The organism is Rathayibacter sp. PhB1 (genome assembly GCF_004362935.1).
Lineage (GTDB): Bacteria > Actinomycetota > Actinomycetes > Actinomycetales > Microbacteriaceae > Rathayibacter > Rathayibacter festucae.
The window spans coordinates 37,199-56,465 of record NZ_SNYD01000004.1; the positions used below are offsets into that span (position 1 = coordinate 37,199).

The window sequence follows — 19,267 nt, forward strand, 5'->3', positions numbered from 1 at the left end:
CGGCGGTCGCGGTGGTCGGGCGTATGGAGAAGCGAGGCGCTCGTCACTCGCCGAAGTAGCCCGGAGGCATCTGCGGGCAGTCCGTGTTCACGGCGAGCCACTGCGTGTCCCCGGTCGGCTCGTAGCTGAGGTAGGGACTCCATGCGTCTCGCGAGTTGATGGTGTCGCGGAAGGTCTCATAGGTGGGCGCCTCCGGCACGTCGATGTCGTGACTCTTCAAGCACTCGATGAGGTCGTGTGCGTAGTAGTGGTAGAGGTACTCGTACTGCGCTTCGGTCGGTGGCGTGTCGAATCTCGGATCCATCGGGTACTGCGCTCTGCACGCGAACAGGGCGATGTCGTGAGTCTGCGTCTGCTCCGTGGGGAAGGAGCCGTAGTCGAGGCCGCCGTCCGGACCAGCCTTGGTCTCCGGAAAGCCGACTGAGACCATGCAGTCCGCGATCGCCGACGTCGACTCCACGGGGTTCACGGTGCGGATCACGTCGACCTCGGGTCGGACCGCGTCCGGATACTTGACTGCCAGCTCAGCCCAGTCTTGATCCTGCTTCTCGGCCAGTGCGCGCTCCACCTCAGCAGCCGGGAGCGGAGCGACAGTGGGCTTCGGCGGCGCGGCGTCTCCCGCTGTGCACCCGGAGAGCGAAGCGGCGATGGTGACGATCGAGACGACGGCGACAGCCCTCGTCGCTGATGATCGCAGCGAGTTCTCAGTACGGATCCTCATGTGCCTACCCCCACCGAGGGACCATACTGGTCTGGTCGGTATCGCTGCCTGTCTGGCGCGAGACACAGCCGACCTCGTCGTGGTTCGAACCCGATCGGCTCAGGAGACCGTTACGTTTCCGGATCCGGCACTGGGAATGCGGTAGAGATGCCCCTGGGCTCGCCGCGACGCGGGGCGCCGACGGCGGAGACGCCGCAGCTCCCTCGACGCTCCGAGACCCGTCCCACCCGGAAACCCTTGATGATCGGACCATCATGTCGACGACGACGACGACCCCCACCAGCCTCCGACGCTCCGTGTCGAACACGTTGAAGGGGTCAGCGGGCAATCTCGTCGAGTGGTTCGACGTCTACGTCTACTCCGTCTTCGCCGTCTACTTCGAGTCGCAGTTCTTCGCTCCCGGCGAGAAGAACTCGACCCTCTACATCTGGGCCATCTTCGCGGTCACCTTCCTCATGCGGCCTATCGGCTCCTGGTTCTTCGGCCGCTTCGCCGACCGGCACGGGCGCCGCCTCGCGCTGACCGTCTCGGTCTCGGTGATGGCCGCCTGCTCCCTCCTCGTCGCGTTCGCGCCGACGGCCGAGTCGATCGGCGGGGGAGCGGTGGTCCTCCTGGTGCTCGCGCGCCTGCTGCAGGGCTTCGCCACCGGCGGGGAGTACGGGACGAGCGCCACCTACATGTCGGAGGCGGCGATCCCCGGCCGACGCGGCTTCCTCTCGTCGTTCCACTACGTCACCCTCGTGGGCGGCCACGTCCTCGCCCAGCTGACGCTGCTCGTCATGGTGCTGACCCTGCCCGACGAGGCGATCTCGGCCTGGGGCTGGCGGGTGGCCTTCGGCATCGGCGGCGTCGCCGCGGTCGTCGTGTTCTGGCTCCGCCGCAGCATGGACGAATCGCTGGCGACGACCCGGATCGACGCCGTCAGAGCAGGGGAGTCCCGCCGGAGCGGCTCGATGCGCGAGCTCCTCGTCCACCAGTGGCGGCCGCTGCTGCTCTGCTTCGCGGTGACGATGGGCGGCACCGTCGCCTTCTACACCTACTCGGTGACCGGTCCGAGCATCATCAAGAGCGCGTTCGCCGGCGACGACGTCGTCACGGGCACCGTCATCAACCTCATCGCCCTGACGACGCTGATGCTGCTGCAGCCGCTCGGCGGCTGGCTCTCGGACATCATCGGCCGGAAGACACTCCTCGTCTTCTTCGGGATCGGGGGAGTGCTCTACACCTGGTTCCTCCTCACCGCCCTGCCGCAGCAGACCGCCCCGCTCGCCGCCTTCGCGATCCTGGTCGGCGGCTTCGTGATCCTCACCGGCTACACCTCGATCAACGCCGTCGTGAAGGCGCAGCTGTTCCCCACGCACGTCCGCGCCCTCGGCCTCGGCTTCGGCTACGCGCTCGCCAACTCGGTCTTCGGCGGCACCGCGCCGCTGCTCTACGCCGGCGCGCTCGGCGCCGACCAGGTGCCGGTCTTCATCGGCTACGCGACCGCCGTGATCGCCGTCTCCCTGGTGGTCTACGCGGTGTTCCTCCGCAACACGGGGCCGAACTGGCTCGACGACGAGGCCGCGATGCGGCTGAGGGAGGCGTCCCGCGGTGCGGAGTCAGCGCGCTCGCGCTCGTGAGCTCGCCTCGGAGCAGGCTGGACCAGCAGCAGGGCGGATCTCCTCGGCACGGACGCCCGCAGACCTGAGCGGGCGGGAGTCCGTCACCCCTCGGATCGCGTCGCGTTGCCCGCCCGGCCCGCGCCCCATGCCGCGCCGAGGGCGAAGAGCGTGTCCACGCCGTAGTGCTCCATCGCGGCGGAGATGCGGCGGCGGCCGGTGCGGGGGTTGATGCCGAGGCGGTTGGAGGCGCTGTCGAGGGTGTTGCCCTGCTGCATCAGGCGGAGGAGCGGCAGCCAGGAGTGCTCGTCGCTGCCCAGCGGGTCCGCGCGCTGCCAGAGCTCGTCGAAGTAGGCGCGGACGATGTTCGCGAGGCCCGCGTGGCGGACTCCGAGCACGCTCGTCGGGGTGGCCTCACCCCAGACGAAGGGGAGCGCGATGTGGTCGCCGTCGACCCAGAACCAGCCCGGCGGCCGGTCGAGCGAGCGGTACTCCAGCCCGACCCGTCCGTAGACGGCCATCCGCTCGAGCACCCGGGGGTCGGCGGCCGCGGACGAGGGGACGATGATGCGCACCGCGTCCCTCTCCTGCAGGGCGTCACCGAAGCGGACGGCCCGGTCGATCGGCGCCGTCATCAGCCGGTCGATGCTGGCGAACACCGCGACGAGGGAGCCCGACGGGGTGCCGACGAGCTCCCACAGCAGGTCCTCCGCGGCGTAGGGCCCGTGACGCAGCACCGTGGGCACCAGGTCGGCCGCCGCCTCGCCCGTCGACCAGGCGCGGAGCACGGTGGGCAGGTTCTCCAGGATCTTCTCGATGCCGGACATGGCGTCCTCGGCCGCGACCCGGACCCGGCGGGTGTGCACCGAGACGGCCTCGTTCGCCCAGTCCGCGGGCGGGGGATAGGCCAGCAGGTCGCCCGCGCCGCCGATGAGTCCCCGGTCGCGGAGCCGCTGCACGGCCGCCGCGACCTGCGCGGGCTCGAGGTGGGTCGCGAGCACCGAGTCCTCGAGCGTGGCGGGCCGCCCGCGCAGCAGGATGCCCAGCAGGGTCTCGTCGTCCATGACTCCCTCTCGGTGACGAACAGTCCGTCTCGGCACGACAGTGCCGGGACGACGGCGCGCCCACAAGGCGCTCCGGAAGCCGCCCGGACCTGGTAGGGCTGCTCTGTTCGTGTGGTCAGCGGGCGCGGTCAGCGGGCGCGGTCGGCGGCGGCGTCCCGCGTCAGGCGCTCCGGGTCGTCCGCTGGAGCAGGTGGCGCGCGACGTCGACGGCGAGCCCGCGGTCGTGGGTGAGCACGAAGTCGTAGAGCCCGGCCGCGTGCCGAGCCGGATCGATCTCCCGCGCGACGAGGGTCGCGGCGAAGTCGGCGGTCAGGACGACGACGTCCCACTCCGCCGCGAGCGGCTCGTCCTCGTCGATCTCCTGCACCCGGATGGCGGGGGAGAGGGAGTCCGGCGCTCCCGCAGCGAAGGCGAAGACCAGAGCGCACTCCTCGGCCAGCGCCGCGTAGCGGACGGCGGTGGGCGGCGTGAGGTTCGACCCCTGCTGGAAGGTCGAGAGGAGGATCGCGGAGTCGCCGCTCGCTCGCGCACGCGCCTCGAGGAAGTGGCTCATCTGCAGGAGCAGGTCGCGGGAGGAGCGGCGGCTGGGCAGCACGGAGGCCACGATCTCGAAGGGCGTCCCCGCGCCCGCCTCGTCCGCCGCGGGCTCGACGACGTGCCGGAGGAGCGAGGCGGAGGGCGCCGCCGGGACGACCGGGGACGGCCGGCCGAGGAGCCAGCCCTGCCCGTGCGTCGCGCCGATCGCCCGCGCGGTGAGCAGATGCTCCTCGGTCTCGATGCCCTCCGCCACGACGACCACGTCGCGCGCCGCCGTCAGCGTGTTCACGGTGCTCATGATCCGGGCGGCGTCGGTGTCCGCGTGCCCCTGGATGATGCGCATGTCGATCTTGATCACGTCGGGATCGATCAGCGGCAGCAGGGCGAGGGAGGCCGGGTCGGTGCCGAGATCGTCGATGGCGATCGCGTGTCCGGCCCGGCGCGCCTCCTCGATCACCGCGAGCAGACCGCCGGGCGAGGCCAGGAGGGCGCGCTCGGTGACCTCCAGGACGATCGGCGCGGGGGAGGCGACCTGCTCGAGGAGGCCCCCGCGCAGCGACTCCGCCTCCACGTTCACGAAGAGCGCGTGCGGAGTCGTGAGACCCGCTGCGGTCGCGGAGCCGAAGGCGCTCCGCCAGCAGGCGCCGTCGAACTCGGCGATCCGGCCGGCGGACTGCGCCGCCTCGAGGAGCTCGAAGGGGAAGGCGTCCCCGCCGGCCCCCTGGACCCGCGTCAGCGCCTCGTACGCCGCCGGCCGACGGGTGGTGAGGTCGACGATCGGCTGGAAGACGGTCGTCAGGACGGGGGAGTGCACGGCCGCGATTCTACGGGCGGGACGGCGGGACGCCGTTTGCGCGGAGCCCCGCCGACCGGCCCCTTCCGGGGGCGGCCGAGGACTCGCTGCGTCTCCGGCGCCGGAGAGAGCCGGGAGCCCGGAGGAGCGTCAGCGACGGGTGCGGCCGAGCGCCTCCTGCAGGAGGGGACGGAGGGCGTCGCCGTCGACGCCGCGCACGACGGGGACGCCGGCGACGTCGTCGACGTCGGGCGCCGCTCCAGGGCGGGCCGGTGCGACCCTTCGCAGGGCGATCGCGGTGACGGCGTCCGGGTGGCGGCGGGCGAAGTCGCTGTAGAGCTGCGGGTCGTGCTCGCCGTCGTCGCCGACGAGGACCCAGGAGAGGTGGGGGAGGTCCTCGCGCAGGCGGGCGAGGCAGTCCCGCTTGTGCTCCTCGCCGTCGCGGAACCACCGCCGCGGGCTCGTGCCCCAGTCGGTCATCAGGACCGGTCCGGCGGGGAAGCCGCGCCGGGCGAGGAACCGCGAGACGACGCCCGCCAGATTCCACGGCCCGTTGCTCACGTAGACGACGGCGGTCCCGTCCTGCCCGGCGATCGCCTCCTGCAGCAGCTCGGCCATCCCCGGCACCGACCGCCGGGTGGCGCTCGTCGTCGAGAAGGTCCGCCAGGCCGCGCGCGCCGGATGCGAGATCCCGGTCACCCACACCGTGTCGTCCACGTCGCAGACCACCCCGCGGGCCGGCTCCGAGGTGACGACGTGCACCGTCACCGGGACGGGAGCACGATCGGCGACGTGCAGCAGGGCCTCCGCCGGCCCGGGCTCGAGCCCGTCGGGCACCGCGAAGCGCGCGTCGACGATCCCCGCGCCGTCGCTCGTCCCCGTGGCGCTCGCGCCCGCGAACTCGATCCGAACCGGCACCCCGGGGCTCTCGAGAGTGAGCAGGCGATGCCAGGCGCGCAGCCCCCGCCGCGCGGACGGCTCCACCGCGGCCGGGGCGAGGACGACCCGCGCCAGGATCCGCGCCGTTCCCGCGCTCGCGTAGCCGGAGAAGGGGAGCAGCGCGGGGGACCAGCCCTGCTTCCGGGCCCGAGCGGAGAGGCGATCGCGCAGCCCGGTCTCGGCGCGGTTCGCGACGGAGAGCGAGACGCTGCCGAGGCGGCGGAGGACACGGGGCGGAGTGGGCATGGGGCACGCTACCCCGGGCCCCGCTCCAGCGCGAGGAGAGCCGACCGCTCAGCCGGCCAGGACCCTCGCGGACCGCCGATGTCGGTGGTCGTTCGTAGCCTGCTGAGCAGGCTCGATCATCCGGTCGAGGCCTCACCCCGACCGTGAGGACTTCTTCAGCTCGTGGGCACACTGCTCTACGGATCCCCGCCCGTCCCCTTCCAGTTCGACGATCGCGCGCTCGTCCACCTCCAGGCGGTGATCCTCGCGAAGCTCCGTCGCGGCGAGGGCTTCTGCTTCCAGCTCCCGATCGGCGCGGCACTCGGCCACGGCCGCCGCACGCTGTGGATGCACCCGTCGACCGCCCTGGCCTTCACCCTCCGCGGCACCGCCGAGGTCGCCCCGAACCCGCTCTGGCTGCGCGCCCTGATGGCGGAGGCGAACAGCAGCCGAGGCCTGAGCGTGCTGCCGGAGCCGCCGGTGGGCGCGCCCTGATCTCAGGGGGCGGTCACGCGACTTCGCGCGTCGGCTCCGATGTCCTGCTCGGTTCGACAGCCGACGTGTGGAGCAGGGGAGGGGCCGTCCCATCACCGTCGCTATCCATACGGATCGACGAGACCTCTCTCCGTGACGAACCGTCGGAAATCGCCTTCTCGGAAGGGCAATCGGTACTCGGTGCGCAACAGTCTGTCGGCGACGTGTTCCGCGGTGCTGAGGGTCAGATGCCCCTCGTTGATGAGATCGCAGAGGACGGCGATGCTGGTCTTCACCGCGACGCCGCGGACTCCGGCGAGTCTCCGCGCCGTGCCGTCATCGATGACCGCGACCGCCGAATGGACTTCCGCGAGTGCGAGCACCCCGCACTCGCCGACATTGGCGGGAGGCAGATCGACCAGGCGTCCGTGATAGAAGGCGAATGTCATGATCTCGGAATCACCGACCGTCTTGAGCGTCAGCCAGGATGCACCGAGAACTTGACGCAGATGAGGGTGCGAATCGACTCCGCGGCTCAGTTCTGCGTGAACCGTGTCAGGCAACCAGGCTCTTCCTTCACCGACGTACAGTTCGAGCAGGCCGAGCCAGCCCGCCTCGGTGAAGTGGCTGAGTGGACCCTCGTCGAAGACGAACGTCCGATCAGAGCGACTGCTCATCGCAGCAGTGACCAGATCTCGTTCTCGTGCCGCTCGGGGAGAAGTGGAAGATCGTCACGCTCGAACGTGCCCAGGAGCAGTCCCAGAGCGCGTTCGGCGGAGAGCTCTTCAGCTCTGTACAGCGCGAGCACCGCTTGGGCGTAGTCGGATGGAACGGTGGTCCCGTCCAGGTCGAGAGGGGCGAGGAGACCGTGTTCGACGATGTCCGCCTTGTTGGTGCGAGTGCCGCGCACCTCGGCCGTCTCCGCAGCGGACGCGAGCTCCAGCTCGTTCAATCGGCGTGCGATCGTCGCCATGTCGATCTGGAAACGATTTCCGATCAGCACTGCACTGGTGCGCACGCCGTGCACTCGTCGCGTCTCCCGCCAGAACTCCGCGAACGCTGCGGGCGGAGCGAGGAACGCGCGCGCGAATCTGTCGAGAAGGACCTCCGTGTGGTCGGAGTCACTGTGATCGGCGACCCGCCAGTCCACCGAGTAGCCGTCACGGACGAGGACGTGGCCCAGCTCGTGAGCAAGGGCGAGACGCCGACGTCCGACTGCGCTGCTCGAATTCACGAGAGCGACTGCTCCGCGAGCGAGGGTCGTCGAGGCGGCATCGGCCGTCTCTGAACCGAGAGCGGTGCTGAAGGCCATGACGCCCGCGCGCCCGACGACGTCACCGATGTTCCGGACAGCAGAACCGTCGGGGAGGCCGCACGAGACCCGAGCGTGCACCGCGAGCGACTCCGCCTCGGCGGCGTTGGTCGGCATCTCGGCCGGGTCGACGTTCTTCTCCACCAGCGCCGGGACGATTCCGGCGACGAAGCTCACATGACGCGCCAGCGTTTCCAGAACGGAATCGATGCCGGCGAGATCCAGGCTCGGATCGAGGCGGGTGCGATGCTCCATGACAGCCGACGGCGGGTCGGAGAGCAGCCACTCGAGACGCTGACCGAGCGCTTCCGCGATGCGCATCAATTCCATCGCGCCGACTCCGCGTCGACCACCCTCGATCTTCGCGATCGCGCTCCGCTCCATCGCAGCGCGAGCAGCCAGGTCGCTCTGCGTGAGCCGTGCTCGCTCCCGTGCCTGCGCGATCCGCCGTCCGATCTCTGTCGTGTCGTCGGCCATGTGTGCGATTTTAGACCACACCGATCACGCACCCGGAAGGGTGACTGCTGCGGTGTCGCGCGATGCTCGCCGTCGGTGCAAGAAGCACCGACTCGTGACATCCGATAATGCGCATTATGTCAGCTCGGGTCAACGTGAAATGAGCCGGACTTCGCTCTGAATCGAAGGAGCAGTCCCCGTCGGGGCCGCGCTCGATCTTCGGAAGGCGGGTCAGCCGCCGACGGGCCACTGCACGGGGACCGCCAGTCGCCTCCGCTCGGGCGCTGCGCCACGACGCGATAGCCGGTCGATCAGGAGATCGGCTGCCTCCCGCCCGAGCTGCTCGCCGTCGACATCGACCGCGGGCACCCCGACCAGGCCGAGGGCGTCGACGATCGAGCGCTCCGAGCTGACGACGAGCCCCTGCGGCACCCCGCCCGACGACAGCAGCGCGTACTGCACTCCGAGGCCGAGGGCGGTCGCGTAGGGCACGACGGCTGTCGCTCCGGAGTCGCGCACCGCCGCCGCAGTGCCCACTCCCGCTGCGAACGTGGCCGGGAACGGGCCCAGCACGGTCAGCTCCGCTCCCCCGCGCCGCGCCGCCTCGCGGACCGCGGCCGTGCGCTGCCGGTCCTGCCACGACCCGTCGGGGCCGCCGATGTAGAGCACGCGCTCGTGACCGTCGGCCGCGAAGCGCTCGACGAGCGCGCCGAACGCCGAGGCGGTGTCGGCGACGACGGAGGCTATCCCGTCGACCTCGCGGTCGACCAGCACGGTCGGCTTGTGCGATCCCGCGGCGAGCAGCAGCTCGTCGCTGCCGCGCGGCGCGACCACGATGAAGCCGTCGACCTGGCGCGAGAGGCGGTCGAACGCCTCGAGCTCGCGCACCGCCTCGAGGGGGTGCACGGCCACGGTGAGCTGCAGGCCGTCCTCGTCGGCGCGCCGCTGGGCGCCCCCGATGATCGGGGTGAAGAAAGCGTTGTCGAGAGTGGGCACGACCAGCGCGACGACGCCGGTGCGGCCTCGGGCCAGTTGGCGGGCCGCGGTGTTGGGGATGAATCCCAGTTTCGCCGCGGCGCTGAGCACGCGGGCTGCCGTCTCGGGCGAGACGACCTCGGGTCGCGACAGGGTGCGCGACGCGGTCGCCTTGGACACCCCGGCGAGAGCGGCGACATCGGCGAGCGTGGCCACGTGCTCCCCTTTCGCTCTCCCGTGATCATAGGGGTATCCCTGCAACCGCTCACATCCGGTGCTGTCGACGGCCTCCGGCTCCGAAACACAGTGTTTACATGCACGAATCGAAGTGGGTAGCTTCACCGGTCTACTGTCGATGCAACCGGTTACATCCACTCCGCGGCCTCACTGACGCCGCCCGACGCGTCCGATCGGAGGTACTCGTGAGGTCGAGGACCGCTCCCCTCCTGCTCCTGCCCGGGCTGGGCTTCCTGCTGCTCTTCTTCGTCGTCCCCTCGCTGGTGATGCTCTTCGCACCTCCCGGCACGGGTCCCCTGGAGGTGATCGCCCGCGTCGGCGAGATGCTCACCGACCCCTACGAGCTGCGCATCATCGGCCGCACGGTCGGCATCGGGCTCGTGGTCACGCTGATCTGCGTCGTCCTCGGCTTCCCGATCGCCTACCTGCTGGCGCGCTCCTCATCCCGCTGGTCCGGCGTCCTGCTGGCCCTCGCGATCTTCCCGCTGCTGCTCAGCAACGTCGTGCGCACCTTCGGCTGGCTCGTCGTGCTCGGCTCGAACGGCGCGATCGGCCAGCTGCTCGTGGGCCTGGGCATCGTGTCCGAGGCGCCGCAGCTGCTCTACACGGAGCTCGCGATCGTGCTGGGCCTGACGCAGCTCTTCCTGCCGCTCGCGATCATCTCCTGCTACTCCGCCGTCTCGCAGGTGGACGCCGGCCTCGACGACGCTGCCCGCGGACTGGGCGCGAGCCCCACCCGCACTTTCTGGGACGTGGTCGTCCCGCTCTCGCTGCCCGGAGTGGTCGTCGCGGCGACGCTGGTCTTCGCCGGCTCCGTCACCGCGTACACGACGCCCTACCTGCTCGGCGGGTCGAGCCAGCGGATGCTGAGCACCCAGCTGTTCTCCTACTCCAGCGTCACGATCGACTGGGCCGGAGCCTCCGCCACGGCGATCGTCATGACGGTCCTGGTCTTCCTGGTCTCCGGACTCTCGTCCCTCGTCGCCCGGAAGGGAGCCGTCTCATGAGGACCCGCCGCCCCGTCGCCGCCAGCCTCGCGGTCGCCGGCTACGTGATCATGATCGTGCCGATCCTGTTCGTCGTCGCCACGGCCTTCACTGCCGGCTCGACGCTCCGCTTCCCGCCGGAGGGCTTCTCGTTCCGCTGGTTCGGCGAGGCGCTCTCGTACGACCCGTTCCTGGAGTCGCTGGCGACCAGCGCGCAGCTCGCGGTGCTCTCGACGGCGATCGCCCTGCTGATCGGCATCCCCGCCACCCTGGCGATCTACCGGGGCCGCATCCCCGGGCGCTCGCTGATCGAGGGTCTCTTCCTCTCGCCGCTGATCGTGCCCGAGCTCGTGGTCGGCCTGGCGCTGTTCCAGCAGCTCGTCGTCACGCTCGACGTCGACAACGCGGCCGTGCTGCTGATCGGGCACACGGCGCTCCTGCTCCCCTACGCGGTCCGCGTGACCGGCGCCTCGCTCGCCACCAGCGATCCCGCGCTCGAGGAGGCCGCGCGAGGACTCGGAGCGGGTCCTCTGCGCACCTTCTTCACCGTGACGCTCCCGATCCTGCGCCCCGGCGTCTTCTCGGCCGCGCTGCTCGGGTTCGTGACCTCGTTCAACAACGTCCCGCTGTCGCTGCTCCTGCAGAGCCGCGACGCCAGGACCCTGCCCGTGACGATGCTCGACTACGTCCAGCAGAGCTACGACCCGATGGTCGCGGCCACGTCCACCCTCATCCTCGCGGCGACCGTCGTCATCGCGATCATCGCCGAGCGCAGCGTCGGCTTCGCCCAGATCTTCGGAGGAATCAACCGATGAGCGCAGCAGCGGAATTCGTCGACGTCAGTCAGGTCTTCGGTGACTTCACCGCGGTCGACGGCATCGACCTGGCGATCCCGGCCGGGAAGCTGACCACCCTCCTCGGGCCCAGCGGATGCGGCAAGACCACGTCACTGAGGATGCTCGCGGGCTACTCCACGCCGACCTCCGGCCGGATCCTGATCGACGGCGTCGACAGCACCCGGCTCGCCCCCGAGAAGCGCGGGCTGGGCATGGTGTTCCAGTCGTACGCGCTGTTCCCGCACCTCAGCGTCGCCGACAACGTGGGCTACGGCCTCAAGCTGCGCGGCCTCGGACGCGCCGAGCGGGCGCAGCGGGTGACCGAGAGCCTCGAGATGGTCGGGCTCGCGCATCTCGCGGCCAGCCGGCCGCGGCGGCTCTCGGGCGGTCAGCAGCAGCGCGTGGCCCTCGCCCGCGCCATCGCGATCCGCCCGCGGCTTCTCCTGCTCGACGAACCGCTGTCGAACCTCGACGCGCGGCTCCGCGTGCAGATGCGCTCCGAGATCCGCCGTATCCAGTCCGAGACGGGCCTGACCGTCGTGCTGGTCACCCACGACCAGGACGAGGCGCTCGAGATGAGCGAAGAGATGGTGCTCATGCGCGCCGGGCGCATCATGCAGCAGGGCGCTCCGGCCGCGGTCTTCGGCGCTCCGGCCAACCGCTTCGTCGCCGACTTCCTCGGCTACGAGAACTTCCTCGGCCTCGCCGACGGGTCGCTCGCGACCGTGCGGCCGGAGCACCTCGCGGTGACGAGCGGAGAGGCCACCGGCTCGTCCGCCCTGTCGCTAGCCGCGGTCGTCGTCGATGTCGCTTACCGAGGGGTCGACGTGCTCGTCACGGTCGAGGCGACGGACCCCGCCGGCGACCGGGTGCGGCTCGTGTCGGACGTGCGCGCCGACTCCGCCGCACGTGTCGCGCCCGGTGACCCCGTGATCGTCTCGGCCGCGGCGTCGCAGATCGTCGCGATCGCCCGCGACTGAGCGCGGCTCCTCCCGCCCCCGCCCCTCCTCCAAGGCCTCCGCTCCCCCGCAGCTCCCCTCCCCAGATCCCCTCGAAAGGAACCGCCATGTCCCGCATCACTCCCCGGCGCGCCATCAGCCTCACCGCCGGCGCCGTCATCGGCGCACTCGCCCTCGCCGGCTGCTCCGGCGGCTCCGACTCCGGCAGCGCGGAGGGCGCCTCAGACACCCTCGTCGTCAGCACCTTCCCCTTCGGGGTCGAGCAGTTCCAGGAAGCGGTCATCGACCCCTTCACCGAAGCGACCGGCATCGAGGTCGAGGTCGAGACCGGCTCCAACTCCGACCGGCTGTCGCAGCTGCAGCTCGCCGGCGGCGACGACCCCGGAGTCGACGTGATGCTCATCAGCGACTACTACGCCGCGCTCGGCCAGGAGGACGACCTCTTCGAGCAGGTCGACGCGGACGCCGTCCCCGCGATCGCCGACATCGCCGACTTCGCGAAGGAGGACGTCTACCTCGGCCCGGCCTACAGCTACCAGCTCAACGGCACGCTCTACTCCACCGACGCCTTCTCGGCCGAGAAGGCCGCCGACTGGGAGCTCTACGGCGAGACCGCGAACGCCGGCCGCGTCGCGCTGCCCGACATCTCGGTCACCGCAGGCCAGCTGATGATCAGCGGAGTCGCGGCCACCTACGGCGACGGCCCCTACGACATCGACACGGCGCTCGACACCCTCTCCGGCTGGGCGCCCGGCGTGCTGCAGTTCTACAGCTCCTCCACCGAGGTCACCAACCTGCTGACCCAGGGCGAGATCACCGCCGCCGACGCCCTCAGCGGTTTCGCCACCGACCTCGTCGCCTCGGGCGAGCCGATCGGCTGGACCCCGCCCGCCACCGGCCGCTACATGGCGACCAACCGCGCGATGATCCCCGCTGGAGCCGCGAACACCGACGCCGCGGAGCAGTTCATCGACTACCTGCTCTCCGTCGAAGCGCAGACCTCCTCCGCCGAGATCGTGGGCGACCTGCCGGTGAACCTCGCCGCTCAGGTCCCGGAGTCGATCACCGCCGTCGTCGGGGACATCGCCGCCGACCCCACCGCCGCCGGCTACGAGACCCTCGACCCCACCGAGCTCGTCCCCACCCGCTCCGACTGGGTCGACCGCTTCGCCCGCGAGGTCACCGCCCAGTAGGCAGTGCGTCCGGGCGCGGCCGCCGCGTCGCGCCCGGACACCCTCCCTCCCCGCACCACCCGCACCACCCGGAGAGATCGCCATGAGCACCGAGACCGCCGCCACGACCGCCGCCGTCCCCGACGAGTGGATCCGTCGGATCCCCAAGGTCGATCTGCACTGCCACCTGATCGGCACCGTGCGCGCGAGCACGTTCGCCGAGCTCGCCCGCCGGGAGGGCCTCGCGCTGCCCGCCGACCCGGAGCGGATCTTCGCGGACATCAACTCCCTCCCGCCCGACCCGGCGCTCTACCGCGACACCGTCGTCCCGGTGCCGCAGGACCGCTCGGCGGGCGAGCCCGACGTCTCCTACTCCCTCTTCCAGGTCTCGGAGTGGGTCGTGCAGGTGCTCCGCTCCGCGGAGGATCTGACGAGGATCGTCTACGAGGCCTTCGAGGACGCGCACCACCGCAGCGGCACGCGCCATCTCGAGCTCTTCTTCGACGGCGTGCCCGAGCATCTCGCGGGGCTCGGGTACCGCGGCAGCATCGAGGCCTACGCCGACGGCATCCGCGCCGCCGAGCGCGACTTCGGCATGACCGGGCGGATGATCGCCGGCATCGACCGCAGCCGCAGCGGGGAGGAAGCCCTCGCCCTCGTGCAGCAGGTCGTCGACTCCCCGCACGAGTACGTCGCCGGCATCGGCCTCGACAACCTCGAGACCGCCGGGCCGCCCGAGCGCTTCGCCGAGGCGTACGCGCTCGCCGGCCGGGCGGGACTGGGCCGCACCGCGCACTCCTCCGAGCACGCGCCCACCGCCGCGAACACGATCACCTGCCTCGACCTGCTGGGCTGCGACCGCATCGACCACGGCTACTTCGTGCTCGAAGATCCGGCGGTCGTCGAGCGGATGCGCGAGGACGGCGTCGTCTTCACCGTCGCGTCGACCACATCCCGCCGCTCCTGGCGCCCGTGGCGCCGCGCCTCCATCCGCGCAATGCTCGACGCCGGTCTGCGGGTCACCCCCTGCTCGGACGACCCGGGCATGTTCCCGACCACCCTCGTCGACGAGTACCGCATCGCCGCCGGTCCGATCGGGGCGACGCCCGCCCAACTGCGCGCGATGGCACTGACGGGGGTCGACGCGTCGTGGCTGCCTGCGGCGGAGAAGGCCCGACTGCGCGAGGACTTCACGACCGAACTCGACGCTCTCGCCGCGGAGTTCGGTCTTGAGCCGACGGATGCACGTGCCCGGGACGCTTCCGAGAACGACATCACGAGTCCGGAGGGACCCTGACGGCTGGAAGGCGCGGACGGCGGACAGGAGCCGTGCGGCGCACACCGAGCACGCCCTCGCGATCACAGAGGCCGGACCACTCGTGCTGACCGCGTGACGTGCGGACCGGTGTCTCGCTCGTGCTGAGCAGTCCGGGAACGACGAATGCCCTGCCGAGGACGGCAGGGCATTCGGTGGCGTGGGCTTACGGGCGGATCAGCACCTTGAGGGCCTCGCGGGAGTCCATCAGGCGGTAGGCCTCCGCGATCTCCGCGAGCGGCATCTCACGGTCGAACACGCGGCCGGGCTCGATGGTTCCGTCCAGGACCTGCGGGAGGACCTGCTCGATGTACGCGCGGACGGTGGCGGGGCCGCCGGTGAGCGTGACGTTCTTGCCGAAGAGCGACAGGAAGCCGACTGCTGCGTCCTCGTACTGCGGGACGCCGACGCGGCTGATGGTGCCGCCGGGGCGGATGACCCGGTAGGCCTGCTCGTAGGCCGGCATGTGGCCGACGGCCTCGAGGACGACGTGCGACCCCTCACCATCGGTGATCTCCATCACCTTCGCCACTCCCTCGTCGCCGCGCTCAGCGACGACGTGGGTGGCACCGAACTCGCGACCGAGATCGGTGCGGGCCGTGTGTCGGCCCATCAGGATGATCTTGTCGGCGCCGAGCTGCTTCGCCGCGAGGACCGCGGACAGGCCGACGGCGCCGTCACCGATGACCGTGACGGTCTTGCCGGGCCCGACATCGCCGCGCAGGGCGGCGTGATAGCCGGTGAGGTAGACGTCGGACAGCGTCAGCAGGCTCGGCATGAGCGACTCGTCGGTCCCTGCCGGGATCACGACGGCGGTACCGTCGGCCTGCGGGACGATGAGCTTCTCCGCCTGGGTCGCGGAGGGGGCACCGTCGAAGAACCCGCCGTGGACGCAGGAGGTGGTGATGCCGTCGCGGCAGAAGGGACAGGTCCCGTCCGACCACGCGAAGGGCACGATGACGGTGTCGCCGACGGAGAGGGTCGTGACGTCGCCGCCGATCTGCTCCACCACTCCGATGGCCTCGTGGCCCATCCGGCGACCCTCGGGAGTGTCCCCGAGGTCGTGGTAGGGGTGGAGGTCGGAGCCGCAGACGCAGGCGTAGGTCACTCGGATGAGGGCCTCGGTCGGCTGCTGGATGACGGGGTCCGGGACCTCTTCGACGCGGACGTCGCCGGCGCCGTACATGACAGTGGCTTTCATGGTGTTCCTTTCGGGATGGGGGTCAGTCGGTGACGCGCTCGTAGGACACGCGCCAGGTCTCGGCAGGGTCGGTGGGGGTGAGGACGAGAGTGTCGTCCGTCACCTCGAAGCTGCGGGTCAGGGTCTGCCCGATCAGGTCGCGCACGGCTGCCGATTCGACGTCGACCGAGAACGTGTCCTCGTCGTCGTCGATGGTCGCGGGGCCGTAGAAGGCTTCGTAGCCGTCGATCGTGTACGGACCGTCGGGAGCGGTGGTGTCCGGGTTCATCGCCTGAACCGAGACGGTGGAGGGGGTGATGACGATCTGGCCGCTGTAGGGGATGGACTGGAACTCCCCCGCAGCACTGTCCTCGAGCAGGGTCATCGACCAGGTTCCGACCGGTGAGGCGGAGCCGGCAGAGGCGGTGCTCTCGGCGGGGTCCTGTTCGGCTGAGCCTGTGCCGGTGGAGCAGGCGGTGAGGGTGGCCAGGAGGCCGGCGGCCAGGGCGGGGGCGATCAGTCTTCGGGTGGTCACGAAGCGTCCTCTCGGGTTCGTCGGGGCGGGTCTGAACGACCGTAAGCGGCGTCGACGAGGCGCAGGGAGGGTCGGTCAGGGCCCCTCTGCAGAGTCGTGGAGCCGTTCAGCGGACGCGGGTCCAGGTGCCGTGCAACTGGAGGAACTGCCCGCCGATGACGGAGCTGGCCATGCAGGCGCCGTCGGTGTAGTCCTCGATGTGCGTGACGTGATCTCCGGAGTCGGGTTCGGTCCAGCGGACCACGTAGAGCCCGTCGCGGACCCGGGTGGCGGTGTACTCCATCGTCTCGGTGCGGCCCTTGATGGCTCCGCCGGTGACGGTGAAAGTGACGTGGGTCTCGGTGAAGCTGATCTCCACCGTGAAGTGCCCGAGTGGCGTGTCGGGGCCGAGGTCGGCGAGCCAGGTCTGGCCGATGCTGGGGAGTCGTGCGGTGCTGTTCATGAGGTGCTCTTCTTTCGCAGTGGTGATGGTCTCGGGGTGGTTGGGCGTAGCGGACAGGTCGGTCAGAACTCCAGGACGAGACGGCCGCGGAGGCCGCCGCGTGCGAGGCGGACGTGGGCGGCAGCGGCCTGAGCGGCAGGGAGGACGGCAGCGACGCGTGTGCTGAGAGCTCCGGATCCGGCGAGGCGGGCCAGCATCGCGATGGCATCGTGTCGGAGGTTGGAGCGCATGACGTAGGAGCCGAAGACGTCGATTCCGCGTCCGGGGTCGACGTCCGTCGGGAGGTAGAAGGCGATCTGCCCGCCGTCGCGGACGGCGCGCGTGACCTGGTCAGTGAGGATCGCGGCGTCAGCGAGGGCGTCCGCTCCGCGTCCGCCGGTGAGAGCGAGGACGCCGTCGCTGAAGTCGGCTCGACGATCGATCAGGTGTGTTGCGCCGAATTCGCGGACCAGGGGCTCGTCGTCTCCGGTGGCGGCGGCGATGACGGTGAGTCCCCTTCGCGCGGCGAGCTCGACGAGGTAGCCGCCGACGGCACCGGTCGCGCCGGTGACCGCGAGTGCGGCGCCGGGCGTGAGTGCGAAGTGCTCGAGGGTGATCTCGGCGGTGAGGGCATTGGACAGGAAGGAGGCGGCGTGCACGAAGTCGAGCCCCGCGGGCATCCTCGTCACCGACTCGCTGGGGAGGACGACGTACTCGCTGTATCCGCCGTGGCTGTTCTCCGGCACGACGAAGCCGATCGCCGCGTCACCGATGCTCACGTCGAGGCCGGCCGGCTGGCCCGGCCCCACTTCGTCGACGATGCCGGAGACGTCCATTCCGGGCACGACGGGATCGGAGATCGCGCTGTCCTTGCCGGCGAAGCCGCCGGAGCGGATGATGGCGTCGACCGGGTTCACGGTGGCCGCTCGAACCCGGATCCGAACCTCCCCGGGGCCGGCATGCGGCTCGGGAATCTCCAGGACCTGCAGGGCGTCGGGACCGCCGTAGGTGGTCAGACCGATGGCTTTCACGGGGTGTGCTCCTCTTTCTCGTCCACGCCTCTCAGCACGCTGCTGATGACGTCGTGATTCCACGGTGCCACCGCCCTCGGCGGCGCTGAAGGGGAAGGAAAATGCCCCCTCTCATGTCCGGTTGTCCTCGAGGGGGATCGGTTTGCGAGGATGGTGCGGTGGCAGCAGAGGTGCGATGGCAGGAGCTCGGCGACTTCCTGCGCGCTCGTCGGGCGGAGCTGAAGCCCAGCGATCTGGGGCTCGTCGACGCGGCACGGACGCGCCGCGTCCCGGGCCTCCGGCGCGAGGAGATCGCCCGAGCCGCATCGATCAGCACGGACTACTACACCCGCCTCGAGCAGGGTCGGCTGCCCGCTTCGGCACCGGTCCTGGACGAACTCTCGAGGGTGCTGCGACTGTCCGCGGACCAGCGGAGCTATCTGGGCGGGCTGGCGGGCAAGATGCTTCTCGCGCCTGCCGCAGCCGGGCGCCGGTCTGTCGCCGGACCGGTGCAGAGGATGCTCGACGATCTCTCCCTGACGCCTGCGTTCGTCATGGGCCCGCGTACGGAGATCCTCGCCTGGAATGTCCTCGGCGCCGCTCTCATCACCGACTTCGCTGCGATCCCGGAGCAGGATCGCCTCTTCATCCGGCTGCTCTTCACTGATCCCCGCATGCGCGATCTCTACGCCGACTGGTTCAGCGTCGTCGACCTGGCGATCGCGCAGCTCCGGATGGACAGCGCTCGTGATCCCGATGACCAGCAGCTCCACGCGATCGTCGCCGACCTCAGCGCCAGTGATGCCGCCTTCGCTCAGCTGTGGCAGACCCACGAGGTCGCTGCGCGCAGCAGTGGGGCGAAGATCCTTCGTCACCCCCTCGTCGGCGAGCTGGTGCTCGACTGGGCGGCGCTCACTGTCGGTGCCGACCCGAGCACCACGATCATCGTGTGGACCGCGGAGCCCGGATCGCAGTCGCAGACGCGGCTGCGTCAGCTGTCCGTCCTCGCCGAGAGGGATCAGGTGTAGGCGAGGAAGCGTCCGGCGAAGACGACGCCCGTCCAGGTGGTCAACGAGACCGCGGCGGCGATCCGCGCCGCGAGAGGCGTCACGGTGGCGGTCGCCCACTCCGGGACGCGGCGGTAGACGCCGCGATGGAACACCAGCACGTTCAGCCCCGCCAGCAGCAACAGCCCCAGCTTCCAGGGCGCGGCCCCGGACTCGGCGACGACCGTCGTCTGCGCGCTGAACAGCGCGACACCCGTGGCGAGCGCGATGACGAGGCCGACATGCGACACGGGCAGGAGAGAGCGAGCGGCTGTCGCCACAGAGACGACCCTGCCCCCGGCCCCCAGAAGACGAAGGTCGAAGGCGAACGCCGGTCCGATCAGGACGGCGATTCCGAGGATGTGAATGCTTTCGAGGGTGGGATACAGGTACGGGGTGCCCCGCACGCTCTCGCCGAGCGTCGTCCCCTGCAGCCACTGCAGCGCACTCTCGAGCCACTCCGGCATGTGCTC

The 19,267-nt window shown here is 70.7% G+C and carries 20 protein-coding genes; 8 read left to right on the forward strand and 12 right to left on the reverse strand.

All coding sequences use genetic code 11. The features are described from left to right. Positions 1–43 precede the first annotated feature (43 nt). Complete coding sequence (locus EDF17_RS10510; protein ID WP_133671991.1) at positions 44–721, reverse strand: hypothetical protein; 678 nt, start codon at positions 719–721, stop codon at positions 44–46. A 296-nt stretch (positions 722–1,017) separates the two neighbouring features. Here EDF17_RS10510 and EDF17_RS10515 point away from each other — a divergent pair, with 296 nt between their 5' ends. Next, positions 1,018–2,343, forward strand: a complete 1,326-nt coding sequence (locus EDF17_RS10515; RefSeq protein ID WP_243732862.1) for an MFS transporter — start codon at positions 1,018–1,020, stop codon at positions 2,341–2,343. A gap of 83 nt (positions 2,344–2,426) precedes the next feature. Here the strand turns inward: EDF17_RS10515 and EDF17_RS10520 are convergent, their stop codons facing one another. The 3 genes from EDF17_RS10520 to EDF17_RS10530 form a co-directional block, all read right to left on the reverse strand. Beyond that, a complete protein-coding gene (locus EDF17_RS10520; RefSeq protein WP_123446486.1) occupies positions 2,427–3,386 on the reverse strand; it encodes a hypothetical protein in 960 nt (319 codons plus the stop codon). A gap of 160 nt (positions 3,387–3,546) precedes the next feature. Continuing rightward, on the reverse strand, positions 3,547–4,737 hold the full coding sequence (locus tag EDF17_RS10525; RefSeq protein WP_123446485.1) for an EAL domain-containing protein: 1,191 nt from the start codon (positions 4,735–4,737) through the stop codon (positions 3,547–3,549). Positions 4,738–4,866: 129 nt separating this feature from the next. Next, entirely contained in the window at positions 4,867–5,901 is a 1,035-nt protein-coding gene (locus EDF17_RS10530; protein ID WP_123446484.1) for a phosphatase domain-containing protein, read from the reverse strand. 162 nt (positions 5,902–6,063) lie between these two features. Between EDF17_RS10530 and EDF17_RS10535 the strand changes: the two genes are divergently transcribed. Further along, complete coding sequence (locus EDF17_RS10535; RefSeq protein ID WP_185019974.1) at positions 6,064–6,375, forward strand: ATP-dependent DNA ligase; 312 nt, start codon at positions 6,064–6,066, stop codon at positions 6,373–6,375. A 101-nt stretch (positions 6,376–6,476) separates the two neighbouring features. Here the strand turns inward: EDF17_RS10535 and EDF17_RS10540 are convergent, their stop codons facing one another. From EDF17_RS10540 to EDF17_RS10550, 3 genes are all read right to left on the reverse strand, one after another. Continuing rightward, a complete protein-coding gene (locus tag EDF17_RS10540) occupies positions 6,477–7,031 on the reverse strand; it encodes a hypothetical protein (protein WP_123446483.1) in 555 nt (184 codons plus the stop codon). Further along, a complete protein-coding gene (locus EDF17_RS10545; protein ID WP_123446482.1) occupies positions 7,028–8,143 on the reverse strand; it encodes a helix-turn-helix transcriptional regulator in 1,116 nt (371 codons plus the stop codon). Before EDF17_RS10545 ends, EDF17_RS10540 begins: the two co-directional genes overlap by 4 nt. 210 nt (positions 8,144–8,353) lie before the next feature. Next, positions 8,354–9,313 carry a LacI family DNA-binding transcriptional regulator gene (locus EDF17_RS10550; RefSeq protein WP_123446481.1) on the reverse strand — a complete coding sequence of 320 codons (960 nt, stop codon included), beginning with the start codon at positions 9,311–9,313 and terminating at the stop codon, positions 8,354–8,356. 206 nt (positions 9,314–9,519) lie between these two features. Here EDF17_RS10550 and EDF17_RS10555 point away from each other — a divergent pair, with 206 nt between their 5' ends. The 5 genes from EDF17_RS10555 to EDF17_RS10575 all read left to right on the forward strand — a co-directional run bounded on the left by EDF17_RS10555 (position 9,520) and on the right by EDF17_RS10575 (position 14,584). Further along, the gene (locus EDF17_RS10555; protein WP_123446480.1) at positions 9,520–10,341 is read left to right on the forward strand and encodes an ABC transporter permease; all 822 of its coding nucleotides are present in this window, start codon (positions 9,520–9,522) and stop codon (positions 10,339–10,341) included. Beyond that, positions 10,338–11,135 carry an ABC transporter permease gene (locus tag EDF17_RS10560; RefSeq protein ID WP_123446479.1) on the forward strand — a complete coding sequence of 266 codons (798 nt, stop codon included), beginning with the start codon at positions 10,338–10,340 and terminating at the stop codon, positions 11,133–11,135. Before EDF17_RS10555 ends, EDF17_RS10560 begins: the two co-directional genes overlap by 4 nt. Beyond that, on the forward strand, positions 11,132–12,136 hold the full coding sequence (locus EDF17_RS10565; RefSeq protein WP_123446478.1) for an ABC transporter ATP-binding protein: 1,005 nt from the start codon (positions 11,132–11,134) through the stop codon (positions 12,134–12,136). Before EDF17_RS10560 ends, EDF17_RS10565 begins: the two co-directional genes overlap by 4 nt. An 86-nt stretch (positions 12,137–12,222) precedes the next feature. Beyond that, on the forward strand, positions 12,223–13,308 hold the full coding sequence (locus EDF17_RS10570; RefSeq protein WP_123446477.1) for an extracellular solute-binding protein: 1,086 nt from the start codon (positions 12,223–12,225) through the stop codon (positions 13,306–13,308). An 82-nt stretch (positions 13,309–13,390) separates the two neighbouring features. Further along, positions 13,391–14,584, forward strand: coding sequence for a hypothetical protein (locus tag EDF17_RS10575; RefSeq protein WP_243732863.1), 1,194 nt, complete (start codon positions 13,391–13,393; stop codon positions 14,582–14,584). A 184-nt stretch (positions 14,585–14,768) separates the two neighbouring features. Here the strand turns inward: EDF17_RS10575 and EDF17_RS10585 are convergent, their stop codons facing one another. The 4 genes from EDF17_RS10585 to EDF17_RS10600 form a co-directional block, all read right to left on the reverse strand. Next, positions 14,769–15,803: an alcohol dehydrogenase catalytic domain-containing protein gene (locus EDF17_RS10585; RefSeq protein WP_185019973.1), complete on the reverse strand. Its 1,035-nt coding sequence runs from the start codon at positions 15,801–15,803 to the stop codon at positions 14,769–14,771. A gap of 22 nt (positions 15,804–15,825) precedes the next feature. Beyond that, positions 15,826–16,317, reverse strand: coding sequence for a lipocalin-like domain-containing protein (locus EDF17_RS10590; protein WP_208110606.1), 492 nt, complete (start codon positions 16,315–16,317; stop codon positions 15,826–15,828). 106 nt (positions 16,318–16,423) lie between these two features. Next, positions 16,424–16,759: a MoaF N-terminal domain-containing protein gene (locus EDF17_RS10595; RefSeq protein ID WP_123446475.1), complete on the reverse strand. Its 336-nt coding sequence runs from the start codon at positions 16,757–16,759 to the stop codon at positions 16,424–16,426. A 62-nt stretch (positions 16,760–16,821) separates the two neighbouring features. Next, entirely contained in the window at positions 16,822–17,769 is a 948-nt protein-coding gene (locus EDF17_RS10600; RefSeq protein ID WP_166649650.1) for an NADP-dependent oxidoreductase, read from the reverse strand. 113 nt (positions 17,770–17,882) lie between these two features. Between EDF17_RS10600 and EDF17_RS10605 the strand changes: the two genes are divergently transcribed. Then, positions 17,883–18,776, forward strand: a complete 894-nt coding sequence (locus tag EDF17_RS10605; protein WP_123446473.1) for a helix-turn-helix domain-containing protein — start codon at positions 17,883–17,885, stop codon at positions 18,774–18,776. On the opposite strand, the gene EDF17_RS10610 is transcribed toward EDF17_RS10605, so the two are convergent. Next, entirely contained in the window at positions 18,767–19,261 is a 495-nt protein-coding gene (locus EDF17_RS10610; RefSeq protein ID WP_123446472.1) for a DUF6644 family protein, read from the reverse strand. The two genes, EDF17_RS10605 and EDF17_RS10610, sit on opposite strands and share 10 nt — an antisense overlap. Positions 19,262–19,267: the final 6 nt, after the last annotated feature.

Bases quoted from the DNA above. Each gene is read 5' to 3' on its own strand.
- EDF17_RS10595 (WP_123446475.1), bottom strand. From the start codon at position 16,759: ATGAACAGCACCGCACGACTCCCCAGCATCGGCCAGACCTGGCTCGCC.
- EDF17_RS10520 (WP_123446486.1), bottom strand. From the start codon at position 3,386: ATGGACGACGAGACCCTGCTGGGCATCCTGCTGCGCGGGCGGCCCGCC.
- EDF17_RS10610 (WP_123446472.1), bottom strand. From the start codon at position 19,261: ATGCCGGAGTGGCTCGAGAGTGCGCTGCAGTGGCTGCAGGGGACGACG.
- EDF17_RS10565 (WP_123446478.1), top strand. From the start codon at position 11,132: ATGAGCGCAGCAGCGGAATTCGTCGACGTCAGTCAGGTCTTCGGTGAC.
- EDF17_RS10510 (WP_133671991.1), bottom strand. From the start codon at position 721: ATGAGGATCCGTACTGAGAACTCGCTGCGATCATCAGCGACGAGGGCT.
- EDF17_RS10585 (WP_185019973.1), bottom strand. From the start codon at position 15,803: ATGAAAGCCACTGTCATGTACGGCGCCGGCGACGTCCGCGTCGAAGAG.
- EDF17_RS10575 (WP_243732863.1), top strand. From the start codon at position 13,391: ATGAGCACCGAGACCGCCGCCACGACCGCCGCCGTCCCCGACGAGTGG.
- EDF17_RS10545 (WP_123446482.1), bottom strand. From the start codon at position 8,143: ATGGCCGACGACACGACAGAGATCGGACGGCGGATCGCGCAGGCACGG.
- EDF17_RS10560 (WP_123446479.1), top strand. From the start codon at position 10,338: ATGAGGACCCGCCGCCCCGTCGCCGCCAGCCTCGCGGTCGCCGGCTAC.
- EDF17_RS10605 (WP_123446473.1), top strand. From the start codon at position 17,883: ATGTCCGGTTGTCCTCGAGGGGGATCGGTTTGCGAGGATGGTGCGGTG.
- EDF17_RS10530 (WP_123446484.1), bottom strand. From the start codon at position 5,901: ATGCCCACTCCGCCCCGTGTCCTCCGCCGCCTCGGCAGCGTCTCGCTC.
- EDF17_RS10540 (WP_123446483.1), bottom strand. From the start codon at position 7,031: ATGAGCAGTCGCTCTGATCGGACGTTCGTCTTCGACGAGGGTCCACTC.
- EDF17_RS10570 (WP_123446477.1), top strand. From the start codon at position 12,223: ATGTCCCGCATCACTCCCCGGCGCGCCATCAGCCTCACCGCCGGCGCC.